Source organism: Microbacterium enclense (assembly GCF_004022425.1).
Classification (GTDB): domain Bacteria; phylum Actinomycetota; class Actinomycetes; order Actinomycetales; family Microbacteriaceae; genus Microbacterium; species Microbacterium enclense_A.
This window is the reverse complement of record NZ_RBZY01000132.1, coordinates 1-1,390: the sequence shown is the minus strand read 5'-3', so window position 1 is coordinate 1,390 and position 1,390 is coordinate 1. Positions and strand designations below refer to the sequence as shown.

At 71.4% G+C, this 1,390-nt stretch carries 2 protein-coding genes; both read right to left on the bottom strand.

Translation table 11 applies throughout. The features are described from left to right. Nucleotides 1–120 precede the first annotated feature (120 nt). A complete protein-coding gene (dapF, locus tag D8Y23_RS16545; RefSeq protein ID WP_128219105.1) occupies nucleotides 121–975 on the bottom strand; it encodes a diaminopimelate epimerase in 855 nt (284 codons plus the stop codon). Between the two features lie 50 nt (nucleotides 976–1,025). Then, a partial coding sequence (locus D8Y23_RS16540) for a GNAT family acetyltransferase (RefSeq protein WP_128219104.1) occupies nucleotides 1,026–1,390 on the bottom strand: 365 nt, incomplete at its 5' end.

Below are 1,390 nucleotides of genomic sequence, written 5' to 3'. Positions count from 1 at the left end.
CCGCCACGGCTCGCCCCCGAGCGAGCCGATCGACGTCGTCACCGACGGCGTCTGACGCGGCGCGTCCCTTTCGTCGACATCCCGCGACGTCGAGTCCGGCTGCACCCGCGGGTGCGGGGCTCAGGCGAGCGCGACCTCGCCGGTGAACACGAGGGATGCCGGGCCCGAGAGGAGCACCCGGCCCTCGGCGACACGCACGCCCAGGGTTCCGCCGCGGGTCTCGACGACCCAGGAATCGGGCGCGGCGGCGCCGGCCCAGTGCCGCACCGCGAGAGCGGCCGCAGCGACACCCGTGCCGCAGCTCAGCGTCTCGCCGACACCGCGCTCGAACACGCGCATGCTGATCGCCCCCACACCGTCGCGCACGAGCGGATCGGCCGGAACGACGAACTCCACGTTGGCCCCCCGAGGCGGCACCGGGTCGAGCACGGGCTGGTAGGCCAGCTCGAGGCCGTCCAGTTCGGCGTCCGACGACAACGCCACCACGACATGGGGGTTGCCGACGTCGATGCCCACGCCGGGGCGCGCAACGGGAAGCCCTTTCGCCCGCACGAGCACCTCACCGGGCTCGACGCGGAACTCGCCCAGGTCGACCTCGAAGCCGCGGTCGCTCCGGGTCAGCGTCTTGACCCCGGCGCGCGTGCCGATGCGCAGCCCCCCGTCGATCTCGGCGAGTCCCGTGTCCGTCAGGTAGCGGGCGAAAACGCGCGTCCCATTGCCGCACATCTCGGCCTTCGAGCCGTCGGCGTTGCGATAGTCCATGAACCACTCGGCCCCTGAGGCAGCGGCATCCGCCCCCTCCGCGATCGCCGTCGACCGGACGACCCGCAGCAGTCCATCCGCCCCGATACCGAAGTGGCGGTCGCACAGGATGGCGATCTGATCGTCCGAGAGATCGAGTTCGCCCTCCGGGTCGGACACGACCACGAAGTCGTTGCCGGCGCCGTGGCCCTTGGTGAACGCGAGTGTCGCCATGGCATCCAGTCTAGGGATCGGGACGGATGGAACCGTCGCGCGCCGCATCCTCAGGCCGGTCCGCCCGGACCATCGAGGATCAAGCGGCGGCCCGTCGCCCAGGTGTCGAAAGGTGTGTACCCCAGCGCCTCGTAGAACCCGCGTGCCTCGGTGTTGTCGGGACGCACCATGAGCTGCACTTTGGGGCATCCGAGTGCCGCCAACAGCCGCTCGGCCTCGGCGACGAGCGCGCTGCCGATACCCTGCCCGCGGTGCGACGACGCCGAAGCCAGGTAGTACAGCCACCCACGATGACCGTCGTATCCGGCCATGACGCTCCCGACCACCGCGTCGCCTTCCTCGGCCACGAGGAAGAGCTCCGGCTGCACCGCGAGCTTGCGACGGATGTCGGCCCGCGGGTCGTTCCATGGCCGGG

What these genes read in the sequence shown, in the direction of transcription:
- dapF (WP_128219105.1), bottom strand. Translation starts at nt 975, where the DNA reads ATGGCGACACTCGCGTTCACCAAGGGCCACGGCGCCGGCAACGACTTC.